The following is a 19,563-nucleotide window of genomic DNA, read 5'->3' on the forward strand; positions in this document are numbered from 1 at the left end:
AAGTTAAAAGAGGGGTAACTTCATCAACAAAGGGAAGAGTTACCCCTTATTTTTAGATAGGAATTTTGTAGCGCATGACATCTGCTTTCTTATCAGCGGTCTTCTCCGGAGTGGCACTTGGACTGGTTTTATCCGTATCTGTCGGCCCCGTCATCTTCGCGATAATAAAATATAGTGTAAATAACGGCTTCAAGGCTGGGATCAGTTTTGCGCTGGGTGTATCATTCAGTGATATATTTTATGTGCTGCTGGGGAATCTGGCCACAGCGTTTTTTCTGGATCTGAAGGAATATAATAAACCTATTGGTATTGTTGGTGGGAGTTTACTGATTTGTATGGGGCTATATGGCCTTCTGTTCAAAAAGGTGAAGATCAGTACCGGCGATGAAAAGCCGGAGATGTTCCGGACCCATGATTATTTAAAGATCTGGCTGGCAGGATTCCTGATGAATTCCCTGAATCCCGGTGTAATACTATTCTGGTTGGGTATCTGTGTTTCGAATAGTCCGCACACGACGGGGCATAAGATTATTACTTACGGAGTATGCCTGGTATGGGTGTTATCTACAGATATATTGAAGGTATTTGTGGCGGATAAGATCAGGCATAAGCTGACCCTGACGAATGTAAAGTGGTTGAATAAGATATCCGGGGCGAGTATGATTGTGTTTGGAGTGCTGTTGTTGTATCAAATGGTATTTAATGTAAGTGCCCTGGGCCATTAATAATCGAATTTAGAGCCTTGCCACAGGCGCTCTGCGAAAAACGCGCTTTTACCGAAGGTAAAAGCACGTTTTTCATTATAAAACAAAAAGCATCCCCTTGCGGAAGATGCTTTTTTTATTTATTGGTGGATTAAAAGCGCTTATTTAATTGTCCATGTTTCCTTACCAGCCAGCAACTTATCCAAATCCCCAGGACCTCTCTTGCTAAATGCATCCTCTACCTGGAAATTTAATTGCTCCTCATAAGTAGGACGGAACCCTTGATAAAACACGCCGAATGGACGTGGGAAATGTCCTTCAATACGCGGATCGTCGAACATACGGGTCAATATCTGTGCCTTATAGAAATCATGCTCATCATGGATCCACAGGTCATCTGCACTATACTCAGCACCCAGCTCAACTACCACAGGTTTCAATCCATCCAGACGGATACCCTTGTTCTTCTGTGCACCAAATACCAACGGCTGTCCCTGCTCTACAAAGATGGCCTGCTCAGCCTTGCTTGACTTCTCCGTAAACACTTCAAAAGCGCCATCATTAAAGATGTTACAGTTCTGATAGATCTCGAGGAAAGAAGCACCTTTATGCGCATGGCTGCGTTTCAGCATTTCCTGCAGGTGTTTAGGATCGCGGTCCATACTTCTGGCAATGAAAGACGCATCAGCACCCAGCGCCAGCGCCATTGGGTTGAACGGATGGTCAATACTGCCATAAGGTGTAGACTTCGTCACCTTGCTGGTTTCAGAAGTAGGGGAGTACTGTCCTTTGGTCAGACCATAGATCTGGTTGTTGAACAGCATTACATTGACATCAAAGTTACGGCGCAGCAGGTGAATCGTGTGGTTACCACCGATGGACAAACCATCACCATCACCAGTCACAATCCACACACTCAGCTCAGGACGCACGGCTTTAAGACCAGATGCGATCGCAGTAGCACGGCCATGGATGGAGTGCATGCCGTAGGTATTCATATAGTATGGAAAACGGGATGAACAGCCAATACCGGAAACGATCACGATGTTCTCTTTCGGTATGCCCAATCCAGGCATAATGGTCTGCACCTGTTTCAATATAGAATAATCTCCGCAACCCGGGCACCAGCGTACTTCCTGGTCCGTTGCAAAATCCTTCGCCGTTAACGCCTGCGGAGCTATAGTTGCTGTTGACATTGTTGTATTGTTAATAGAAAAAGTTATAATTGGTTGGCAAAGTTACGAATTGTATCCCGATAGGGATTGCGCAATCCGGAATACTTATATAGGGAACTGACCACAATCAGCTTTCCTGTGCCAACAAAGCTTCCCAATATTCAGCCGCTCTTCTTGTATGTGGTATTACGATGGTACCCCCAACTATATTAGCTACTGCAAAAATTTCGTACATCTCTTCAGTGGTGATTCCCTGCTCGTGGCATTTGCCCAAATGGTATTTGATGCAGTCGTCGCAACGTAATACCATAGACGAAACCAACCCCAGCATTTCTTTCACTTTTGTACTAAGGGCACCTTCCATATAAGTGTTGGTGTCCAGGTTGAATAACCGGTTGATCACTTTGTTTTGTTTACCCAGAATGACCTCATTCATCTTTTCCCGGTAATCGTTAAATGCTTTTATCTCGTCTGCCATTTTGTTGTATTTGTCACAATAAAGCTATGAAACGATTCCCAAATATAAATCAATCTACTTAACGGGTAGACTATAGGTTTGGGAGTGCAAAAGCATGATTTATTAAGTGGTTGATAATTAGCTAATTGTGGGCTTTGTCATAACTGCGGGTTATAGGTCATAACTATTAGTAATCATTTAGCCCTCAAAGCCTGCCGCAGGCGCCCCGCAAAAACACTTCCGTCGAAGTCGAAACCAATTTTTTCGCCTTCTTAACAGTGGCGTAACATTAGAATATTTCCTTTGCACCACTATTCAACCACATGTTTTGAACTAAATGCTCACCTGCAGGTCTGGGGAACCTGCTTCTATTCAACTATGCGAAAAACCCCCACACATTAATTCAACCTTTATGCGGAAGTTAATTTTCACAATGCTCTTCTCGTGGCTCAGCGTCATTTGTCTGGGTCAGACTACCGGCTTGTTAACCGGTAGTATCGTCGACAAAAATCAGGCTTTGTCCCTCCCGGGAGCCACCCTGAAACTGAAACCTGGTAATCATTACACAGTATCCAACCAGCAGGGTAAATTCGAATTTCTCGGCGTTCCGGTTGGTACCTACACACTCGAAGTTACTTACATTGGCTACCAATCTTACACACAGGAAGTATCCGTGGCTGCAGGCAAAACCACTGAGTTGAAACTGCAACTCGAAGCCGGTGGAATAGCCGGAAAAGAGGTATTGGTTGTGGGTGACCGTCTGCGCGGTCAGGCAAAAGCCCTGAACCAGCAGAAAAACAATCCAAACGTCACCAATATCGTGTCTGCTGACCAGATTGGCCGTTTCCCGGATGCGAACATCGGCGATGCGATGAAGCGTATCCCAGGTATAACCATGCAGAACGACCAGGGGGAAGCCCGTAACATCATTATCCGGGGTCTGGCTCCTGAGCTGAACTCAGTAACTATGAACGGCGACAGGATCCCTTCTGCCGAAGGTGATAACCGCCGTGTACAGATGGACCTCATTCCTTCTGACATGGTGCAAACTATCGAAGTAAACAAAACCCTCACCCCTGATATGGATGCAGATGCAATCGGTGGTTCTGTGAACCTCGTGACCCGCGCAGCACCCAATGGCTTGCGTGTATCTGCAACCCTCTCCGGTGGTGTGAATCCTATCCGTAACAAACCATTGTACACCGGTGGTCTGGTATTGGGTAACCGCTTCTTCAACAACAAACTGGGTGCAGTTGTAAGTGCTTCTTACAATAACAACGACTACGGCTCCGACGATGTGGAAGCTACCTGGAAAAAAGATGACGCAGGACATGTATACACCGAAGAAATGGAGGTGCGTACTTACAATGTACAGCGCATCCGTCGTAGCTTATCCGCTGCACTTGACTATAAGATCAATCCTAAAAATACCATCTACCTCAATGCGATGTACAACTGGCGCGATGATCGTGAAAACCGTTACCGCCTGAGGTATAGCGATATCGAACCTGAGTATGCCGATGATGGCAGCATCAGTAGTTATACCGGTCAGGTACGTCGTGAAACCAAAGGTGGTATCAACAATGATAGAAATAAAGGTAGAAGACTGGAAGACCAGCGTGTTCAGAACTACTCTGTGCGTGGTGAACACCTGCTGGGTAGTAAGGTCGACCTGGACTGGGCAGTGAGCTATTCATCTGCCAGCGAAGATCGTCCGAACGAACGTTATATGGAGTTCCGTGTGAAAGATGCACCAGTATCTCTGGATCTTTCTAACACCCGTTTTCCATTGGTAACAACGACCGTAACTGATGAAGATCTGAACTTCAATTCCCTGTCGGAGAATCATGATTATACCCGCGAGAATGAGTTGGGCCTGAAATTGAATCTGCGTTTTCCATTCAGCATTCTGCCTGATCAGAAAGGTCGTTTGCGTGTAGGTGGAAGAATGCGCATCAAGGATAAGAAACGTGAGAATAACTACTTCGATTATGAGCCAGTAACAGAGTATGGTTCACTGGCAACTATGCCGCTGGTAAGCTATACAGGTGCAGGTTATCAGCCGGGTTCCAAATATAGCCGTGGTTCATTTGTATCTAAAGAATATTTAGGTAGTCTGAACCTGAATGATGCAAGTAAGTTCACAGGTGAAGATAATCCTGCGGAGTATCTGTCAGCGAACTACAAAGCAAATGAAACCATCACTGCTGGTTATGTTCGCTGGGATCAGGACTTTACATCCAAACTCTCAATGATTGCGGGTGTACGTCTGGAAAATACCGCTATCGACTATGAAGGTAACGTAGTAGAAGATGAAGAAGATCTGACTGGTCAGCGTAATGTAAAGAACAGTTATTTGAATGTATTGCCGGGTGTAACTTTCCGGTATAATGTAAATAATGATTTAGTACTGCGTGCAGCAGCGACTACTTCAATCGCGCGTCCTAACTACTATGATATCGCCCCTTATGTAAGCAGTGTGGCAGATGATGCTGCGATCAGTGCGGGCAATCCCGATCTGAAAGCTGCGTATGCATGGAACTTTGATATCATGGCAGAGCAGTATTTTAAATCAGTAGGTATCCTGTCTGGTGGCGTGTTCTATAAGAGTATCAACGACTTCATTTATACATTCAAAGATGCGTCTTATTCTGCTGCAGATTTCACGGCTGATTATGGTAGCACTGCTACAAACCCGATTCCTGATGGTGAGAACTGGACGTACAAACAAGCGCGTAATGGTGATAATGTAAAGGTGTATGGATTTGAAGTAGCGTTACAGCGCCAGCTGGATTTTCTGCCCGGATTTGCAAAAGGTTTTGGTGTGTATGTGAACTATACTTACACAAAATCTACAGCGAGTGGTGTGTATAATTCTGATGGTGAAAAGCGTACTGGTGTTACCTTACCGGGTACAGCACCACATATGTTTAATGCTTCCATTTCATTCGAAAATAAGCGCTTTACCGCAAGAGTTTCTGGTAACTATACAGCGGCTTACCTGGATGCATTGGGTGGTAGTGATTTTGATGATAGCTATTATGACAAGCAGTTCTTTTTAGATGCAAATGCGTCTTACAAATTTGCAAAGAACTGGCGCTTTTTTGCGGAGGCGAATAACCTGACTAATCAGCCATTAAGGTATTATCAGGGAATTTCTTCAAGAACAATGCAGGCGGAGTATTATAGGCCGAGATATAACTTCGGTGTGAAGTTTGACTTATAAAAGAGCAAACGCTCATTTAAATAAAAAGGGGTTATCGTATTACGATAACCCCTTTTTACAATTATGCAAGTGTTATGTTAAAACTTGAATGCAACTGTACCAGTGAAGCTTCTGGACTTCTGAGGATTCATGGAAGAATAACCAATCCAGTAGTGTTTGTCAGTCAGGTTATCTACTTTCGCGCCGAACCTGAATTTAGGTGTATCGTAAGAAAGTGCAGCATTCAGTACTGTATATGCTGGAAGTACAAAAACCCCCGTAGTTCTGCTGTTTACAATCTTCACATCGCTGGCGTAGTTACCACCTGCACCAAAGCTCAGACCTTTCAGTTTACCATTTGAAATACGGTAGTTCAACCACAGGTTAGCAGAGGTTGGAGAAGACGCTGTACCTGGACGAAGACCATTTACATCATCGCTTGTATTAATGTAATAAGAATCGTTATAGCTATAACCCGCTACTACGCTGAAGCCCTGGAATGGATTAGCAATAATGCTTACTTCTACACCTTTGCTCTTCTGGCTACCATTCTGAACATAGAAATTAGGATGTTCAGCATCAGAACGTAAAACGTCTTTTACTTTGATATCATAGTAGCTAATAGTACCGGTCAGTTTACCATCAAACATATCCATCTTCACACCACCTTCCCATTGATTAGCCTGTTCTGGCTTGGAAATAGTGGTCTCAGTTTCACTTACGTAGATCAGTGAATTCGTGTTGGTAAAGCCATTCTGGTAGTTGCCAAATAAGGACAGACGATCCTTAACAACCTGGTAAACGATACCAAATTTAGGAGACAATGCAGTCTGATTATATCCACCGGATGTAGTACCAGTAGCAGGGCTATAATTTCCTTTGAAATCATAGTAGTCGATACGTAAACCTGCTTGTACCATCAGTTGATCTGTAATGTTGAACACATCAGATGCATATGCACTGTAAACGTATTTTTTGTAGATGTATGGATATTCTACAGAACTCCCCAATGACTTGTAAACATCGTTCATGTTTGTAGCATTGAAATCACGGTAGTTTGATACAGTTCCATAAGTAGGTACCTGATCATATTCAGCACTCTTGAACATCTGGTTGGAGTTCAGGTAGAAGAAGTCGATCCCACCTACAAAGCGGTTTCTGAATTTACCAATTTTGAAATCACCGATGAAGTTGTGTTGAATTTCAGTGATGCTTTGTTTACTGTTTTCAGTAGACTGATCCTGACGGGAGATAGAATCACCTGGCAGCAGGTAGAAGTAAGGACCAAAACCGTCAGAATAACTGTTGGTCATAGATACAACTGTCTGTGTGTTCCACTGGTCAGATACCTTATAATTCATGCTACCAAAAAAGTTTGCATTGCGGCTGGTAGCAGTCAGATCTTCGTTGATGAATGCACGGTTGTAATCTATTTTCAGTTTATCAGCTCTCTGTGCCGTCAGATCAGCGGTAGTTAACCACCATGGCATAAAGAAGAATGTATTACCGTTACCTTCTCCACTCATGAATTCTGCTTCGAGTGATATATTTAATCTGTCGTTGATTTTGTAAGAAAGGCTTGGTGCAAATGCAAATGTTTTGCTATGACCCACATCCATCCAGCTGTCCTGTGTAGTATAAGCGGTATTGATACGTAGCAGTATATTCTTCGCAGAATCCAGTGGCGTATTTACATCCGCCATGATGCGGTTGTAATTATAGCTACCACCTGCTACTGCTACCTCGCCACCAAAATGGTCATAAGGTCTTTTAGTAACACGGTTGATCAAACCACCGTAAGAAGTCAGCTGAGCACCGAACAGTGTGGCGTTAGGGCCTTTGATTACCTCGATGCTTTCAATATTGCTCGCGTCGATTACAGAAGAAACGTTACCTGCCACACCATTGCGCAATTGGCTCTGGATGGTAAAACCACGTGAGTTGTAGTACGCTCCACCATCACCACTACGGTTGGTAGCTTCCCACATCTTAGTAATACCAGGTGCATTTCTCATCGCATCATCCACAGTATATACCTGTTGCTGTGCCAGCAGATCCTTGGTAATCACTGAATATACTGTTGGATTCTCAACATTCGCTAATGGTAATTTAGACACATAATTACTTGAACGTCTTACCAATTTAGCCTGATTACCCGTAATTACTATTTCAGAAAGTTGTTTACTGGATACTTCCAGCTGGAACTTCACGGATGCAGTTTTACCAGCTTCTACAGTCACATCTTCTGTCTTATTCGCAAAACCTGTAAAAGAAATCGCCACCTGATAGTTACCAGCAGGCACATTTTTAAACACAAACGTACCTGCACCATCAGAAACCGTCATAAAACTGGTACCCTGTAAGATTACAGACACATCCGCAGCTGGTTTACCATCAGATGTTACGATCTTACCTTTAATTCCTCCATTATTGTCTTCTAAAGTAGTAGCAGTAGCGGTATAGAAGAAGGAAACAATCATGCTCAGAACAAGCATGAAGGACTTAATAGTCATCCTTACCATAAACTTTTTGTTATTTTTTGCGCAGCAAAATTGCAATATAGTAACCTGTTTATCGTGTCGATTCAGGAAAATCGTTTACGCAAAAGGGAAAATTTATGACGGAACCATTCTTTTTTACCGAAAAAGCATCGCAATTGTACGGAGGAACTTCTTCTTTTGTGCTTGTTTTTACTGATCAGAGCCTGTTTTATTGATCGGAGCCCGGACTTTCTTCATTCGTACCAGACACTGCTGCCTGCTCAGTCACCTTTCTGGTCACCTGATCCTGCTCAGCTTCCCGCAGGAAATCTTTGATCCCCGCTATGATCCTATCCACCATCTTCTGTCTGAAACTCTCGTCCAGCACATTCATTTCATCTTCAGGGTTGCTTAAGAACAAGGTCTCGATCAGGGCATCCGGAAACTCAGTCGGGTTATTAAGAATAAAATTGAAGTCACCATTATTGCCAAAGTCAGACAAGCCTAAACCTAGCAACTGGGCGTGGATCGACCTGTTAAAAGGTTCGCAGAAGGGGTATTTATAATAATTAGCCGTACCATGTACATCCACCGGGTTCACAGATGAGTTCAGGTGAATACTAATGAGTAGATCGGGGTTCATTTGCCTGTAATACGATAGTCTGTCTTCATTAGGAACGAACTGGTCTGTAGTACGGGTCATAAGTACTTTTGCTCCTTCCTTTTCCAGTGCTGTTTTCAGCAACATAGATATCATTAGGGTCAGCTGCTTTTCATAATACCCGGCGGCACCCAGTGCTCCTACGTTTGTACCACCATGACCCGGATCCAAACCAAATGTCAGGTTTTTCAGCTGGAAACTGGCCGGTGGGTGCTTTACAGCTATTACGAGGCGGGTACTGTCATAATAGACCTTATAGCCCCATGGTTGTTTATGTTTCAGCGATATATTCACTCTGAGTACATCCGAGCCGATCTGTTCCCATTTGATACCTTTTACTTCCTGCATAGAATCAGACCCCGGCGTAAAGTCTGGTTCCAGGTTCGCCCCATGAATATCCAGTGTTATTTTCCCCGGATCTACCTGCTGGGTGCTGAGGTAGGGGAGTCGTTCAGATAATCCTACAGCGATGTAGTCGTATTTAGCATCACTCCATGTACGGGTTGCCTCCACGATATTGAGCGGTGTTGGCTCACTCAAACTAACAGTATCCAATAATAACTCAGGAATGAACGCGGTTTGCTGATTGCTGAGTTTTACTTTATAATAGTTGCCTTGCTTACCGGTGATGCGGAGCAATACATCCGAATCCAGGTAGCCAATTTTGAGGGGCCCAAGGCGATCTCCTTCCGGTGCAATTGTGAGGTAGGTATTTCTATCAATCGTTCTGCCAGCAAGCAGTTGATCACGTTGGTAAGTGAGTTTGTTACTACTTTGTAAGACAGTGGTATTGCCATCTTTATTCTTCAGGAATACGGCAATCTTGTTATCTAACAGAGAGTCTGCTTCCTGTATCACATAAAAACCTTCGTAGAAGCCTTCAGCACCGTACCTGGAAGAAGGTAATTCACGCAAGGGTGTTTCATGCATCCAGTAAGCTTTACAACCCGGATAGCCTTTGATCCTTACACGGATGGTATCACCGGGAGAGAGTGTGCTATTCCCTTTTGGAAATACTTTGATATCATCTATTCTGAATACGCTGGTCGCTTTGACCGGCGGTAATGTTGTATAGTAGTAGTTGTAAGTGCGGGATACCTTTTTACCGGTAGTATCCGTAGTGGTTAGTGTAAATGAAGTCCTGCCGGGCTTGATGATCCGCTTTAAAGCAAATACACCGGTGGGATATACGTGTATGGTATCATCATTCAGTGTTACTTTACAACTTACACAGGTGCGACCTGACATATATTGCTTAGAACTACTGGTATTGATTTCAGTCTTTACAGGCTGCACCATTTTAAGGAAGGCTTGTTCCTGCGCTTTTACTCCAGTAAAGGCTATCTGTATCAGTATGATGAATGCTAGTACTCTCATGATTGTCCGGCGCAAATAAACAAAAAAAATGCCATCCGCCTCTTCGCGGGATGGCATTTACTTAATTAAATCCCAAAGGAGCTACCGATAGGCAGCTCCTTTGGGAAGGTTATTTTTACAAGCTATATTTATTCTCCGCCAGCAGTTTATCTGCAATTCTCCTCCTCGCATCTTTCGTATTCACCGGCGCAGCTTTTGTAAACCGCTTAATACCTAACAACATCATACGCTGTTCATCGCCTTCAGCAAAAGAATTAATCGCATCTTTCCCATACTTATTAATACGATCAGCAGTATCATACAGGTATGTCTTCACGATATCAGCCTGCAATGCATTTGCAGCTTCTCCCTCTATCTCAATTCGCTTGAGCAGGCGCAGCAAAGCACTTTCCGCAAGGAACGTTTCTATTGCCATATCTGCAATATTCATGAGTATTTCCTGTTCGCTTTCCAGCTTTGTCATCAGCTTTTGTGCAGCCGCACCAGCTACCAGCAGGATCGCTTTTTTCAGGTTCACGATCTGCTTTTTCTCAGCACTATATGGTGTTTCATCATCACTGCCAAAATCAGGAATACTCATCAGCTCCTTCATCACATTCATCGCGGGGTTCATCAGGTCCAGCCTTCCTTTCATAGCACGCTTTAGCGTCATATCCAGTGTAAGCAGACGATTGATTTCGTTCGTGCCTTCAAAGATGCGGTTGATACGACTATCGCGATATGCTTTGGATATCACATATTCATCACTGAAACCATTCCCACCATGGATCTGTACCCCTTCGTCCACTACATAGTCGAGTGCTTCTGAACCACCTACTTTCAGGATGGCGCATTCCACTGCATATTCTTCCGCGGCACCCAGCAGGGCTTCATTGAATGGCTTACCGGCTGCTATCAGTTCTTTTTCTTTCTCGTCTATGAGCTGTGCAGTCCGATACAGGGCTGATTCATTCACCCATATACGGATTGCCATTTCTGCTAACTTATGTTTGATGGCTCCGAAGTTACCAATGGATTGTTTGAATTGCTCGCGTGTGTTCGCGTATTCAATGGAAATGGAGGCTGTTTTCTTGGCAGCTCCCAATGCTGCTGCACACAGTTTGAGACGGCCGATATTCAGGATATTGAAGGCAATGAGATGTCCTTTGCCAATCTCGCCCAGTACATTTTCCACAGGAACCTGTGCATCCTGGAAGTAGATCTGGCGGGTAGAAGAACCTTTGATTCCCATCTTGTGCTCTTCAGCACCCAGCGTGAATCCGGGAGTATCTTTATCCACAATAAAGGCGGTGAATTTATCGCCATCTATTTTAGCAAATACAGTGAATACATCTGCAAAACCGGAGTTGGTGATCCAGCACTTCTGGCCATTCAGTAAATAGAATTTACCATCGGCAGAGAGTTTGGCGGTAGTCTTCGCACTGAGTGCATCGGAACCGGAATTGGGTTCTGTCAGTGCATATGCACCTTTCATCTGGCCGGAGCCAAGAAAAGGAATGTATTTTTGTTTCTGGGCTTCTGTACCGAAGTACAGAATGGGGAGGGAGCCTATACCCGTATGGGCCGCCATGGCTACAGAAAAGGAGTGACCCGCACCCAGGGCTTCATTGATGAGCGTCGCTGTGATGAAGTCTTTGCCTAACCCTCCGTATTCCTCAGGGAAGGCAGCGCCCAGCAATCCCTGCTCGCCTGCTTTTTCCAGTAAGGAAGGCATAAGCCCTTCTTCCAGTTTATCGATCCGGTCCAGCACAGGTGTGACTTCCTTTGCCACAAACTGTTCGGCCATCTCTTTAATCATTTTTTGTTCTTCGTTGAAATCTTCGGGAGTAAACACTTCATGTACAGGGCTTTCTTTGATCAGGAACTCAGCGCCCTTCAACGTGGACTTATCAACAGTTGCTTCCATTGTGATAAAGTTTTGTCAGTTAATTTGAGTTACCATTCAATTTACTTTTTTTACCTCACATAGCAATTTTAAATCGTGAAAATTGAAGGGCAATGGCCTGTAGGCGGCCTGAATAGGAAACGTTAAAATTGAAACTGGTACATTTGCGAAATGCAGTCATTCTACCTTCCATATGAAAACAGCCGCATCCATGGAGTCATCGCCGGCAAAGGCGACGATCTTCTTGTGTGCCTGCACGGTTTCGGCGAAAGTACACTGCCTTTTTCCCGGCTGGTTCCCGCTCTTGGCGATGCCTTCACTATCGTGGCACTCGACCTGCCCCTTCATGGCAAAACCGTGTGGCAGGAAAACCGCCCTTTTGAAAAAGAAGACCTTCATGCGATCATCGACCTGCTCCTGAAAATGCAAAAGAAAACCGTCTTCTCCCTGTTGGGATACAGCATGGGTGGCCGTCTCGCCCTTTGCATCACAGAAAAGATGGCCCCACAGATCAGGGAACTGATCCTGCTGGCAGCCGATGGTCTCAGGGATAATCCCTGGCACCACTTTGTGACGCAAACCCGCATCGGTCACCGGCTCTTTAAACACATCACCTATCACCCGGGATTTTATTTCTGGCTACTCAATACCGGCAACAAGCTGAGACTCATCAACAACAGCCTGCATCGCTTTGCAAACAACAGTATGAATACCCTCGAAAAGCGGGAACTGGTCTTCAATGTATGGACCATCATGGCCCATATGATGCCCAACCGGAAACTTATCAAACAACTGCTGGCCCAATATCGCATCCATACCCTGCTCATATTTGGCAAGTACGACAGGGTGATTCCATCGGTATTGGGTATACGGTTTATGGACGGTACTTTCCCCTGCGAAACACTGGTACTTGACAAAGGTCATCAGCTACTCACAGAAGACCTGGGTGAAATAATATTGGATAAGATTTAAATTCGCGTATGTATTTTTTTCTAACTGTCTTATTCCTGCTGGGAGGATTGTATGGCATATTGATGATACGATATGGACTTGGCTGGAAGGCATTACCACCCTATACACCCACCGCCCCCATCAGCGGTGGTACCAAAGTGACCGTTATTATTCCTGCCCGCGATGAAGAGGATAACCTGCCACCCTTACTGGCAGCACTTCATGCCCAGGATTACCCGGCACACCTGTTTGAAGTCATTGTCATCGACGACTTTTCTACAGACCGTACTCCCAATGTCGTAAAAGAATTTCCCGCAGCCAATATCAAACTGCTGCAACTAAGCCAGTACCTCAGCGCTACGGAAAGACTGAATTCCTATAAAAAGAAGGCTATCGAACTGGCGATAGAACAAGCTACCGGTGACCTGATCATGACCACAGACGCTGATTGCGTGATGGGGCCACTATGGGTTAGTACGATGGTCAGATTCTATGAACAATACCAGCCTAAATTCATCGCCGCCCCGGTGAGCTTCTATAAAGAAACTAACTTCTTCAAGATCCTGCAGTCGCTGGACTTCATGACCATGCAGGGGATTACGGGGGCATTAGCCCGATTGAAAGACGGTACCATGTGTAATGGGGCCAACCTTGCTTATGAAAGAAAGGTATTCTATGAAGTCGATGCTTTCAAAGGGATCGATAACATTGCCTCAGGAGATGATATGTTGCTGATGTTCAAGGTATTTAAGGCTTATCCAGATGGCGTGAAATACCTGAAAAGCCAGGATGCAATCGTGGAGACGTTACCAGTCGATACCTTCCGGGCTTTTATGAATCAGCGTATCCGCTGGTCATCCAAAGCAGATAAGTATGACGATAAGCGGCTCACCTGGGTGCTGGCGCTGGTCTACTTCTGGAATGTGGTATTGTTGTTTGGTGGGTTGTTCTGCATTTTTGCCCCCGGTGCTTTGCCATATTTCCTGATAGCGATGGTGTACAAGGTGGTGCTGGAGTTCTTCTTTCTGATCCCTGTATCTCAATTCTTCCGGAAAAAAGGCTTGCTTGGCTGGTTTATACCCGGACAGTTATTTCATATTCCATATATTGTAGTGGCGGGGTGGCTTGGTAAGTTTGGTTCTTACCAGTGGAAAGGCCGAAAAGTAAAATAAATTATGGCGGAACTCAATATACGATCATCTTTCCGGCAGCAGGCCTGGGCCAGGCTGCGACGGAATAAGGGGGCAGTAGCAGGTATGTTGCTGATCGCCATCGCTGTCATAGTCAGCGTCATTGCCTATTGGGTAGCACCGGATGGCACGCCGATGGCAAACAGGATGATCGTAGAGATAGGAGGGCAGCATCCCGGTTTCAGGATTGACTTACTGGCATTGCCCAAACAGCAACCAGTAGAAAAAGTAGGTTTCCTGGAAAGGTTGATGGATGGACAGGCAGAAGATGTAACCTGGGTGCCTGTGACCAGCTACCGTTCTGCAGGAGATAGCGTCATTGTGCAGCGCTATATAGATGAAGATACGTCTATGAGGGAAAGCTACCCGGCGAAAAGGACTTACATCAGACACTACAAAGCCTGGCTGGGCACGGACAAGTTTGGAAGGGATATCCTGAGCCGCCTGCTGGTAGGTACGAGGGTAAGCCTGAGTGTAGGGTTTATAGCGGTGATAATTTCGCTTACTATTGGAATTCTCTTAGGGGCAGTAGCCGGATATTTCCGTGGAGTAACGGATGAGGTTGTGATGTGGCTGGTGAATGTGATCTGGTCAGTACCTACATTATTACTCGTATTTGCCATTACCCTGGCCCTGGGCAAAGGTTTCTGGCAGGTATTTATTGCGGTAGGCCTCACAATGTGGGTAAATGTAGCCCGCATTATCAGGGGGCAGGTGATGTCGCTGAGAGAACTGACCTTTATCGAGGCTACCCGTGCACTGGGCTTTGGGCATACCCGTACAATTGTAAAGCATATTTTACCTAATATATTAGGACCTGTGATGGTGGTTGCTGCCGGTAATTTTGCCACGGCAATCGTGGTAGAGGCGGGGCTGAGTTTCCTGGGGGTAGGCGTACAGCCGCCACAACCCTCTTGGGGCCTGATGATCAAAGAAAACTACAATTTCATCATTACCCACAATCCTTTGCTGGCCCTGGCACCGGGAGTGGCAATTATGCTGATGGTACTGGCATTTAACCTGTTAGGAAACGGTTTGAGGGATGCGATGGATGTACGGCAGTAATTCCCTTGTTTCGTATTATAAAAACTACTAATTTTACTTTATCCATTATCCGTACTTTTATGCCTTTGAAATCATATCTTTTACCTATTCTGGCCCTGTTTGCACTGACCTTTTCTTCCTGTAAAAAGAAAGACGGCACCACTACGGTGAAGCCTGCTGAAGAAGGACTGAAGGTGACTCTCGCAAATGTAACAGAGGCTTCTTATACCGCAGCAGCCGGTACAACCTATACTTTTCAGGCACAGGTTACTTCCAAATTGCCAGCCAGTGGGGTGACCATTACAGTCACAGCCGTAACTGACCCGGGTGGTATCAACATTCCGCAGAATGCAGTAGCACCGAGTTCCAGTGGCGCCATTGAGATCACACTGATCGGATTAGAGCCATTACGCACCGTACTGGTGACGGTGGTGATTACTTCAGTCGATAATCCCGACAATACAATTTCCAAGACCTTCTGGATTACTAATAAGTCTGAATAGTTTGGCGAAAGCATAGCCATAGTCATAATGTAGCTATACTATAGCTATGGTACAACTTCGTTTCCAATAGATCACTATAAGGTCACCAATAGATCACCAAAAGGGCACCTCATTATCCCTGGGATATTGAAGTGCCCTTTTGGTGCCCTTATAGTGACGTATTTGTAACGGCGTTATGACGGATCTCTACCCTACTTCTACCCTGCTTATTACAAAAGCTGTAGCTTTGCACCCATCAGAACAAGCAGCTTAACTATGCGTATAGGAGTGAATGCCGCCGGCCTGGCTGGAGATAGGCCGGCAGATACAGGAAATATCAGCACAGCACTTTTAAAGGAATTATGCCGTTTGCACCCGGAGCACCAGTTTATCTTCTTCGTAGACGGTCCGGGTTTATCTCTGAGCGAATTCACTGATAATGTGCAACTTGTGGAAGTGCCTCTCAAAGGCCGTAAGGCATTTCAACTGTACTGGTGGAGAGAATGGCAGCTTCCGGCAGCTATCAAAAAGCAGCAGCTGGACCTTTACCTGGGTATAGATGGTCAATTGCCCCTGCGCAGCAAGGTACCTGCCCGCTTATTAGTTACAGATACGGGTTTTCTGCATGGCGTAACAGGTATGTCTAAGGATCTGCAGCGATATCTGCGCAGAAATACCGTGAAATATATACAGGCGGCACAGAAAGTACTTGTAGTTTCTCCCGTAGTACAGGAAGATTTATTAACTTATGCCCCTTCTGTAGCAGAAAAGCTGGTTTTACTGCCTCCGGGTATGGATAGCAGCTATCGTCCTGTGGAATGGGAGGAAAGAGAGCAGATTAAAAAGGCATTTTCAGATGGGGTGGAGTATTTTGTAGCAGTAGGCAGTATGCATCCCCGGAATAATATCCTTCCTTTGCTGAAGGCATTTTCCGCGCTGAAACGCCGTTTACGTTCCAATATGAAACTGATCCTCGCCGGCGCTCCCACCAATGCCGGTGCAGAAATCATCGAAAATATGGCCACCTACAAGTTCAGAAACGACGTCATCTGGCTCAAAGATGCCGATCAGGAGACCTTGTCCCGCATAGTAGCCGGCGCTTATACCCTGGTATATACCAGTCGGTTCGAGGGCCTGGCGTTACCTATTTATGCAGCCCTCAGGAGCGAAGTACCTGTGGTGGCCATAGAAGGAGCTGCGGCCAGGGTGGCAGGAGCCGAAGGTGTGCTGTATACAGACCCTGATAGCCTGGACGATCTGGCAGAAAAAATGTCTGTATTATACAAAGACGAGGTGTTGCGCAGCAGGATGCTGGAACGCGGCAAGCAGGTGCCCCTGCCCGGAAGCTGGATAGAAGCGGCTTCCCTGATATTAAAATAATAAAATAAGTATCATAAATCTGGACATCAGCACATTCGCAGGTTATTAGTAAATTTGCGTTTTTAAAATATCGGAACTATTTTTTTATGGCAAAGACATCTACCATACAAATCCAGGTTGAACTGGACAATGACAGGATACCTGAGAAGATTGAATGGAGGGCGACAGATAGCACTCAGGCAGACCGTTTCCAGCAGGCGAAGGCGATGATGATTGCTTTCTGGGATGGGGCTGACAAGACCGCGCTGCGTATAGACTTGTGGACAAAGCAGATGATGGTGGATGAAATGGCTGATTTCTTCTTTCAGACGATGATGACCATGGCAGATACTTATCAGCGTGCTACTCCTTACAAGGATCAGGCAGACGAACTGAGAACTTTTGCCCGTGAATTCTACAAGAAGTTCGAAGAAAAGCAAAAGGCAGAACAGTAATAATCCAAGTTTTCAAAACAACCATATATGTCTCTGGAACTAAACATTAACGCAGCTATCAAGACAGCTATGCTTGCGAAAGCAGAAGCAGATTTGCGTGCGCTGCGTGCTATTAAGGCCGCTATCCTGCATGCCAAGACTGCAGAGGGCTTTAGCGGAGAGCTGAGCGAAACAGACGAAACAAAGCTGTTACAGAAGTTAGCCAAACAAAGAAAAGATTCGCTGGATATATTCCGTCAGCAAAACAGGGAAGACCTCGCCGCAAAGGAAGAGGAAGAACTGGTTGTGATCGAGAAGTACCTGCCAAAGCAGATGGACGAAGCTGAACTGAAAGCAACTATTCAGGCTATTATCACCGAGACAGGGGCGAGTTCTCCTGCTGATATGGGTAAGGTAATGGGCGTGGCTACCAAGCAGTTAGCTGGTAAAGCTGATGGCAAAGCCATTTCCGCATTAGTAAAAGAGTTATTGGCAAAATAACTGGGGACTTTTAATTCTTTTTCCCCGATCTCCTATCTTCCTATAGAAATATATGGGTATAGACATTGTATTCGCCATCATCCTTGTAATTGCTATTTATAAGGGATATAGCCGTGGTCTGATCATAGCGGTATTCTCATTTATAGCAGTCACATTGGGGCTTGCAGCAGCATTGAAGTTGACCACCGTGGCCGTATTGTACGCCCAATCACATTGGGATATGCATACACGTTGGTTACCAGTCATTTGCTTCATCGCCCTGTTCCTGGGAGTAATATTTTTAGTCCGTCTTGGGGCCACTCTGCTGCAAAAGCTGGTAGAAGTGGCTATGATGGGCTGGCTAAACAAATTAGGCGGGATTTTACTATATAGTGCTATCTTTATCATGGTCTACAGTGTCCTTTTATGGATAGCCAATCAGTTATATTGGTTAAGCCCGGAAATCAAAATACAATCTGTTGTATATCCGTACATTGAGCATCTCGGGCCGGCGGTCATGAATGGCGTTGGCAAACTAATACCCATCTTTAAGGATATGTTTGCCAGTCTGCAATCATTTTTTGACAATGCAGCCAGGGAGATACAGAGCAAACAATAGAGGGTCATGGACATAGGTTAAATGATCTATATCCCTCGCTTCAAAGATTATTTGAATTAATAAAAAGAATTATTTTAGCGCAAAATTGACTTTCAAGCTTTGGCAATGGATTACGAAATCAAAACACAGGGAAAGTTTAAGTTTGTTGAAGAAGGGGAGGGTGAACCGCTGGTATTATTGCACGGGCTATTTGGTGCACTGAGTAATTTTGGTGGGCTGATCGAATACTTCCGCCACTACAACAAAGTAGTGGTACCGCTTTTGCCTTTGTTTGATCTGAATATTCTGGATACATCTGTAGCTGGCCTGGCCAAGTACGTTCATAAGTTTATTGAAACGATGGAGTATTCCAATGTACACCTGCTGGGTAACTCCCTGGGTGGACACGTTGGGTTGGTATACCTGCTGAAACATCCTGAAGCTCCGATCAAATCCCTCACACTGACTGGTAGTTCCGGTCTGTTTGAAAACGGGATGGGCGAAACTTATCCTAAAAGAGGAGACTACGAATATATCCGCAAGAAAACAGAACTTACCTTCTACGATCCTGCAATGGCTACCAAAGAGCTGGTGGACGAAGTATTTGACATTACGACCAACCGTCTTAAGGTGATCAAGATCATCACGCTGGCTAAGTCGGCTATACGCCATAACCTGGGTGAAGAACTTCGTGAAATCAAGCTCCCAACCTTGCTGGTATGGGGATTGAACGATACCGTGACTCCGCCAATGGTAGGTGAGGAGTTCCACAAACTGATTCCTAACTCAGAACTGCACTTCGTTGATAAATGCGGTCATGCCCCTATGATGGAGCAGCCGGATGAATTCAATCAGATCCTGCATCCTTTTCTGCAAAAACTGGGAAGTAAATAAAACCTACTACTCACATCATTATATTGAAGCTGATTCAACAGGATCAGCTTCATTTTTTTTTATCACTCATCCACTACCATCCCATCGCGCTGTATGTAACAAACCACGCGCATTTAGCGTTACGTATATAAGCATAGCTGCATGCTTTATTCATAAATCCCCTCGTCCGGTACGAGGACGTTAGCGA

The 19,563-nt window shown here is 45.1% G+C and carries 16 protein-coding genes; 11 read left to right on the forward strand and 5 right to left on the reverse strand.

Annotated elements, in window-relative coordinates; all coding sequences use genetic code 11:
- Window positions 1-74 precede the first annotated feature (74 nt).
- Window positions 75-725, forward strand: a complete 651-nt coding sequence (locus BW716_RS17780) for a LysE family translocator (RefSeq protein WP_083724405.1) — start codon at window positions 75-77, stop codon at window positions 723-725.
- 140 nt (window positions 726-865) lie between these two features.
- On the opposite strand, the gene BW716_RS17785 is transcribed toward BW716_RS17780, so the two are convergent.
- Both BW716_RS17785 and BW716_RS17790 read right to left on the reverse strand, forming a co-directional pair.
- The gene (locus tag BW716_RS17785) at window positions 866-1,900 is read right to left on the reverse strand and encodes a 2-oxoacid:ferredoxin oxidoreductase subunit beta (protein ID WP_083724407.1); all 1,035 of its coding nucleotides are present in this window, start codon (window positions 1,898-1,900) and stop codon (window positions 866-868) included.
- A gap of 106 nt (window positions 1,901-2,006) precedes the next feature.
- On the reverse strand, window positions 2,007-2,357 hold the full coding sequence (locus BW716_RS17790; protein WP_083724409.1) for a carboxymuconolactone decarboxylase family protein: 351 nt from the start codon (window positions 2,355-2,357) through the stop codon (window positions 2,007-2,009).
- 391 nt (window positions 2,358-2,748) lie between these two features.
- Between BW716_RS17790 and BW716_RS17795 the strand changes: the two genes are divergently transcribed.
- Window positions 2,749-5,562: a TonB-dependent receptor gene (locus tag BW716_RS17795; protein ID WP_083724525.1), complete on the forward strand. Its 2,814-nt coding sequence runs from the start codon at window positions 2,749-2,751 to the stop codon at window positions 5,560-5,562.
- 77 nt (window positions 5,563-5,639) lie between these two features.
- On the opposite strand, the gene BW716_RS17800 is transcribed toward BW716_RS17795, so the two are convergent.
- The 3 genes from BW716_RS17800 to BW716_RS17810 all read right to left on the reverse strand — a co-directional run bounded on the left by BW716_RS17800 (window position 5,640) and on the right by BW716_RS17810 (window position 11,965).
- Window positions 5,640-8,054 carry a TonB-dependent receptor gene (locus BW716_RS17800; RefSeq protein ID WP_220388786.1) on the reverse strand — a complete coding sequence of 805 codons (2,415 nt, stop codon included), beginning with the start codon at window positions 8,052-8,054 and terminating at the stop codon, window positions 5,640-5,642.
- A gap of 196 nt (window positions 8,055-8,250) precedes the next feature.
- A complete protein-coding gene (locus tag BW716_RS17805; protein ID WP_179091171.1) occupies window positions 8,251-10,059 on the reverse strand; it encodes an N-acetylmuramoyl-L-alanine amidase in 1,809 nt (602 codons plus the stop codon).
- Between the two features lie 115 nt (window positions 10,060-10,174).
- Window positions 10,175-11,965 (reverse strand): acyl-CoA dehydrogenase family protein, encoded by a 1,791-nt coding sequence (locus tag BW716_RS17810; RefSeq protein WP_083724415.1) that lies wholly within the window; start codon window positions 11,963-11,965, stop codon window positions 10,175-10,177.
- Window positions 11,966-12,115: 150 nt separating this feature from the next.
- Between BW716_RS17810 and BW716_RS17815 the strand changes: the two genes are divergently transcribed.
- From BW716_RS17815 to BW716_RS17855, 9 genes are all read left to right on the forward strand, one after another.
- The gene (locus BW716_RS17815; protein ID WP_083724416.1) at window positions 12,116-12,916 is read left to right on the forward strand and encodes an alpha/beta hydrolase; all 801 of its coding nucleotides are present in this window, start codon (window positions 12,116-12,118) and stop codon (window positions 12,914-12,916) included.
- Window positions 12,917-12,924: 8 nt separating this feature from the next.
- Window positions 12,925-14,067 (forward strand): glycosyltransferase, encoded by a 1,143-nt coding sequence (locus tag BW716_RS17820; RefSeq protein WP_083724418.1) that lies wholly within the window; start codon window positions 12,925-12,927, stop codon window positions 14,065-14,067.
- Window positions 14,068-14,070: 3 nt separating this feature from the next.
- Window positions 14,071-15,150, forward strand: coding sequence for an ABC transporter permease (locus BW716_RS17825; RefSeq protein ID WP_083724420.1), 1,080 nt, complete (start codon window positions 14,071-14,073; stop codon window positions 15,148-15,150).
- A gap of 59 nt (window positions 15,151-15,209) precedes the next feature.
- Window positions 15,210-15,632 (forward strand): hypothetical protein, encoded by a 423-nt coding sequence (locus BW716_RS17830; protein WP_083724422.1) that lies wholly within the window; start codon window positions 15,210-15,212, stop codon window positions 15,630-15,632.
- A 255-nt stretch (window positions 15,633-15,887) separates the two neighbouring features.
- Window positions 15,888-16,991, forward strand: coding sequence for a glycosyltransferase (locus BW716_RS17835; protein ID WP_083724424.1), 1,104 nt, complete (start codon window positions 15,888-15,890; stop codon window positions 16,989-16,991).
- An 86-nt stretch (window positions 16,992-17,077) separates the two neighbouring features.
- On the forward strand, window positions 17,078-17,425 hold the full coding sequence (gene gldC, locus BW716_RS17840) for a gliding motility protein GldC (RefSeq protein ID WP_083724426.1): 348 nt from the start codon (window positions 17,078-17,080) through the stop codon (window positions 17,423-17,425).
- A 27-nt stretch (window positions 17,426-17,452) separates the two neighbouring features.
- Window positions 17,453-17,905: a GatB/YqeY domain-containing protein gene (locus tag BW716_RS17845; RefSeq protein WP_083724428.1), complete on the forward strand. Its 453-nt coding sequence runs from the start codon at window positions 17,453-17,455 to the stop codon at window positions 17,903-17,905.
- Between the two features lie 52 nt (window positions 17,906-17,957).
- Complete coding sequence (locus tag BW716_RS17850) at window positions 17,958-18,503, forward strand: CvpA family protein (RefSeq protein ID WP_083724430.1); 546 nt, start codon at window positions 17,958-17,960, stop codon at window positions 18,501-18,503.
- Between the two features lie 105 nt (window positions 18,504-18,608).
- Window positions 18,609-19,376 (forward strand): alpha/beta fold hydrolase, encoded by a 768-nt coding sequence (locus BW716_RS17855; protein WP_083724432.1) that lies wholly within the window; start codon window positions 18,609-18,611, stop codon window positions 19,374-19,376.
- Window positions 19,377-19,563: the final 187 nt, after the last annotated feature.

It is taken from the genome of [Flexibacter] sp. ATCC 35208 (genome assembly GCF_001975825.1).
In the GTDB taxonomy this organism is placed as follows: Bacteria; Bacteroidota; Bacteroidia; order Chitinophagales; family Chitinophagaceae; genus Chitinophaga.

Bases quoted from the DNA above. Each gene is read 5' to 3' on its own strand.
- BW716_RS17780 (WP_083724405.1), top strand. From the start codon at position 75: ATGACATCTGCTTTCTTATCAGCGGTCTTCTCCGGAGTGGCACTTGGA.
- BW716_RS17785 (WP_083724407.1), bottom strand. From the start codon at position 1,900: ATGTCAACAGCAACTATAGCTCCGCAGGCGTTAACGGCGAAGGATTTT.
- BW716_RS17790 (WP_083724409.1), bottom strand. From the start codon at position 2,357: ATGGCAGACGAGATAAAAGCATTTAACGATTACCGGGAAAAGATGAAT.
- BW716_RS17795 (WP_083724525.1), top strand. From the start codon at position 2,749: ATGCGGAAGTTAATTTTCACAATGCTCTTCTCGTGGCTCAGCGTCATT.
- BW716_RS17800 (WP_220388786.1), bottom strand. From the start codon at position 8,054: ATGACTATTAAGTCCTTCATGCTTGTTCTGAGCATGATTGTTTCCTTC.
- BW716_RS17805 (WP_179091171.1), bottom strand. From the start codon at position 10,059: ATGAGAGTACTAGCATTCATCATACTGATACAGATAGCCTTTACTGGA.
- BW716_RS17810 (WP_083724415.1), bottom strand. From the start codon at position 11,965: ATGGAAGCAACTGTTGATAAGTCCACGTTGAAGGGCGCTGAGTTCCTG.
- BW716_RS17815 (WP_083724416.1), top strand. From the start codon at position 12,116: ATGCAGTCATTCTACCTTCCATATGAAAACAGCCGCATCCATGGAGTC.
- BW716_RS17820 (WP_083724418.1), top strand. From the start codon at position 12,925: ATGTATTTTTTTCTAACTGTCTTATTCCTGCTGGGAGGATTGTATGGC.
- BW716_RS17825 (WP_083724420.1), top strand. From the start codon at position 14,071: ATGGCGGAACTCAATATACGATCATCTTTCCGGCAGCAGGCCTGGGCC.
- BW716_RS17830 (WP_083724422.1), top strand. From the start codon at position 15,210: ATGCCTTTGAAATCATATCTTTTACCTATTCTGGCCCTGTTTGCACTG.
- BW716_RS17835 (WP_083724424.1), top strand. From the start codon at position 15,888: ATGCGTATAGGAGTGAATGCCGCCGGCCTGGCTGGAGATAGGCCGGCA.
- gldC (WP_083724426.1), top strand. From the start codon at position 17,078: ATGGCAAAGACATCTACCATACAAATCCAGGTTGAACTGGACAATGAC.
- BW716_RS17845 (WP_083724428.1), top strand. From the start codon at position 17,453: ATGTCTCTGGAACTAAACATTAACGCAGCTATCAAGACAGCTATGCTT.
- BW716_RS17850 (WP_083724430.1), top strand. From the start codon at position 17,958: ATGGGTATAGACATTGTATTCGCCATCATCCTTGTAATTGCTATTTAT.
- BW716_RS17855 (WP_083724432.1), top strand. From the start codon at position 18,609: ATGGATTACGAAATCAAAACACAGGGAAAGTTTAAGTTTGTTGAAGAA.